Here is a 3,917-nt window from a genome sequence, read left to right on the forward strand (position 1 = left end):
GGCCACGGCGGCGGGCACCCCGATCCACAGCGCCTTGCGGCGCCTGGCGCGCGTGGAGAGCGTGGCGTCAGGGTCTTGCGTCCGCTGCGTAGGCGGCTGGCCCACACGCCGAGGCGGAATCCGTCTGCGGTGACGTACGCGTAGGGGACGTCCGTGTGGCCGTGCTCGCAGTGGTAGCCGGCGAGCGCGGCGTACTGGCGTTCCCACTCGGCCTCGCGCGAGCTCCAGGCCATGCCGATCGCGTTCAGAAGCGTGATCCGGTCGGGCCGAAGCTGGCCGCGCGTGCGCTGGGCGCGCTGGGTGATCAGCCACTTGCCCACGCGAAGCCCGGTCGGGCTCACCCACTCCTCGGGAATCAGGAGGTCACCGTGGGCCTCGGCGTAGGCGCAGGCCGCCCCGTAGTACTCCTCCCACGAGGCGGTCGCGGCCTCGACGATGCCGACCATGATCTCTTCAGCGAACGCTCGCGGCGTGTCGGCGGCGCCGTCGATGGTCAGCCAGCGGATCGGCCGCGGCCGGCTGGCGCCCCGGCCGCGTTCGCGGCGTCGCTGATCGACGTCGGCGGCCACTTCATCGTCGTGGCTGCGCAGCGCGCGGACCACCTCCCACACGGGGGCGTAGTCGGAGCTGTCCATGGCCGTTGCCAGGTCGGCGCCCGGATCCGCCAGGAGCGGCACGATGATGGTGGCCACCTTTTCCAGCCGGCCATCGGGACGCAGGGCTCGCCCGATGGCCTGGACGATGTCAACGGTGGAGCGGCGCGGGTCCGCGAACAGCACCGCGTCCACGGCAGGCACATCAACGCCTTCGGACAGCATCCTCGCCGACGACAGCACCGCCAGCCCGTCCTCGACTCCGTCGGCGAGTTGCTGCAGCCGCTGGCGGCGCACCGCGGCGCTGTGCTCGTAGCGGATGTGGCCAGCGCGCAGCGCGGAGGGCCGCGCGTCGGCGGCCACCAGGTCGGCGACTTCGGGCAGCGTCGTGGCGAAGTGCTGGGCGTCGTTGTTGGTGGTGTGGAAGGTGATCGCCCGCGCCACGCCGTATGTGGCTGCGGCGCGCAGCATCGCGATCTGCGCGGCGAGCATCCGGGCCGCGATCTTCTTGCCGCGTACGTGCACGGCGGCGCGTCCGTGGGTCTGGTCGGTGATCGCGCGGATCTGGGCGTTGCTCACCAGCGAGACCACCAGGCGGTACGGGGCGGCCAGGCCGAGGTCTCGGGCGGTTCCGTATCCCAGCCGGTAGACCGTCGGCCCGTACATCGTCTCGTCGTCCATGCCCACCACGTCGGCGTCCCGGCGGGCACCGACGAGCTTGCGCGGGGTGGCGGTCATGTACAGGCGTTTCCTGGCCGGCAGGTGGGTGTTGTCGTGGACCCGTCGCCATTGCGGCCCGGACACCGTCCGGTGGGCTTCGTCGGCGATCAGGATGTCCACTGGCGGCATGGCGTGCTCATGGTGGGCTCGGCTCAGCGTTGCCACGCTGGCGTAGGTGGACAGCATCGTCGCCGGGCCGGGCCGGGATGCCGTTGCCGCGATCACGGTGGGATCGGTGGTGACGCGGACGTGCAGTGCCTGCAGTTCCTCGACGCCGGCTCGTTCGGCGGCGTCGAGGGCGGAGCAGATCACCAGGATGGTGCCCAGGGCGGCATCGCCGAGGGTGAGGCGGTATTCGCGCAGTAGTTGGGCGAGCAGCATGACGGTCGGAGCCAGCACCAGGCGAAGCCCGGTCGGGGCGAGTGTGGCCGCGACGACGGCGCCGATGCGGGTCTTGCCGGTGCCGCACGACAGCACCTGGGTCGCGCGGTCGCCGTCGGCGAAGGCCTTGAGGGCTTGCTCGACCGCTTCGATCTGGTGCGGCCGCAGATGGTCGGCCCGCGTGATGCTGTACGAGGTCATGGCGTTCCGAGGGGGTGGAGGCTGGCCGTCGTGGGCCGTAGCGGACGTCGGGCCAGCAGCGGTAAGGCAGCCTGCGAGGATCGCGGCGTTACCGAAATCGGGTGTCATGGAGTGCCTTCTGCACTTCTGGTGTCACTGTCTTGCGGACCTCGTTTGCCACGTGTGTGATGTGCCACGCCACGTTGCCGAGGTCGCATTCGGGGTCGGCGAGGACGGCTAGGCCCAAGTGGTCGTTGATCGTCTGGGTGAGCAGGACTCCCCCGCCCATTTCGATCATGACCTGGTGTGCTGAACCGGCGTTGAACCCTGTGGCCGCGCCCCAGGCGAGTTTCAAGAGTTCACAGGCGTACGACGCCAATAGTTCGGCCCGCCCAGGGGCAAGGTGCAAGGTGGTCGCGAGTGGCCGCCCGTCGGTGGAGATGACGGCCGCGTGAGTGATTCCTGGGTCAGCGTCGACGAGCTCAGAGATCATCAAGTCGATTCCGAGTGCCCCCCGTTTCAGGTTGTCCATGTGTCCTTGTGTCCGTCCTCGGAATCGGCGGCGTTGATCTTGCCTGTGCTGATGTCGTTGCGTGCCGCTCGGCAGCCCTGCTGGAACGTGGACAGGCGGTTGCGTACTGCCTCTGGCGAGACCGGCGGCGGGGATTCGACTTCCGGAATGACGGTGGTCTTGGCCGCGCCTGGCACGAGGTTGGCCTTCGGCACCCGCTTGGGCAGGCCGGACGTTGTTGTTCCGGCTCCGACAGATCTGGCCACGGCCTCGGCTGCGCTCCACCCCGCATCGGTTTGGGGAGAACCCCAACGGCTGTTGTCGCTGTTGCCGCGCTGGAACCAGGCCGATTCGACGGAGGCAAAGATCGGCAGGTAGTCGTCCCCGATGGAGGCGGGTGTGACGGTCGGGATCGGGCCGGTGGCCGCGGCCTCCGTGTCGCGGCCGCTGTATCCCGGCGTAGGGGGTGAGGCGAGGTGGGGTCCTCGCTCTGCCCACTCTTGCGGCCGATACGGTTGGGCTCTTGTGGGGCGTTGCTGCTCGTCCGTGACCGGTTCCAGCGATGACTGCCACATGCTGACGGGGTGGGCGGGCTGTCCGCCAGGGATTGATGGCTGGGGGCTACCCGGTTGCGGCGCCAAGGGCCGTGAGGTGTCGGCGTACCGGTAGTCGACGGGCGCGGGATGTGCTGCGGCGGACGTCCCGGTGAGGAACGGGGTGCCGATGGGCTTCGGGTAGGTGCCGGTCGGTTGGGCGAGCAGGGCGAGGGGGAGCAGAACGGTGGCGGTGAGCCCGGCGGGGGCGTGTGGGCGCAGCTGGACGCGGATGCCGTGGCGGTGTGCCAGTCGGGCGACTACGAACAACCCCATGCGGCGCGAGACCTCCACATTCACGGTGGCGGGGCTGGTCAGTCGCTCGTTGGCCTGACTGAGTTCCTCGTATGTCATGCCGATGCCGGTGTCGCTGATCGACAGCAGAACGCCGCCGCTGTCGATCGTGTTGCAGGAGACGATGACTGGAGTCTCGCGGGGGGAGAACGACAGAGCATTTTCGAGCAGTTCGGCCAGCAGATGGACGACATCGTTGACGGCTTGGCCGGCGATCGGGTTGTCGCCGGGGATGAGGATCTGGATCCTGTGGTAGTTCTCAACCTCCGACAACGCGGCCCGGACGACATCGACGAGGGGGACCGGCCGGCTCCACAGGCGTGGAGGGTCTTGCCCGGCCAAGACGAGCAGGTTTTCGCTGTTGCGCCGCATGCGGGTGGCCAGGTGGTCAAGTTTGAACAGGTTTCCCAGTCGTTGCTCGTCCTGCTCGCCTTGCTCCAGCCCGTCAATGAGGGTGATCTGCCGCTCGACAAGGGTTTGGCTGCGGCGCGAGAGGTTGACGAACATCGCGTTGACGTTGGAGCGCAGCCGGGCCTCTTCGCCGGCCAGGTGATATTCCGTTGCGACGCGACCAGGCTATCGCGTCGGCATGCCGGGTGGTGAGCCACTAGCCTGTATCAGGTGCTGAGTCGGCTCGTCATCGTC

3 protein-coding genes are annotated in these 3,917 nt (G+C 68.8%); all 3 read right to left on the minus strand.

What is annotated here, in order from left to right; translation table 11 throughout:
• Positions 1 to 1,895: Helicase associated domain protein (locus AB0J64_RS56885; RefSeq protein WP_364047057.1), on the minus strand; the 1,895-nt coding region annotated here is incomplete at its 3' end.
• 88 nt (positions 1,896 to 1,983) lie between these two features.
• A complete protein-coding gene (locus AB0J64_RS56890; protein ID WP_364047060.1) occupies positions 1,984 to 2,406 on the minus strand; it encodes a roadblock/LC7 domain-containing protein in 423 nt (140 codons plus the stop codon).
• Positions 2,394 to 3,779: an ATP-binding protein gene (locus AB0J64_RS56895; RefSeq protein WP_364047063.1), complete on the minus strand. Its 1,386-nt coding sequence runs from the start codon at positions 3,777 to 3,779 to the stop codon at positions 2,394 to 2,396. Before AB0J64_RS56895 ends, AB0J64_RS56890 begins: the two co-directional genes overlap by 13 nt.
• Between the last annotated feature and the right edge of the window lie 138 nt (positions 3,780 to 3,917).

The organism is Nonomuraea sp. NPDC049695 (assembly GCF_040674955.1).
Lineage (GTDB): Bacteria > Actinomycetota > Actinomycetes > Streptosporangiales > Streptosporangiaceae > Nonomuraea > Nonomuraea helvata.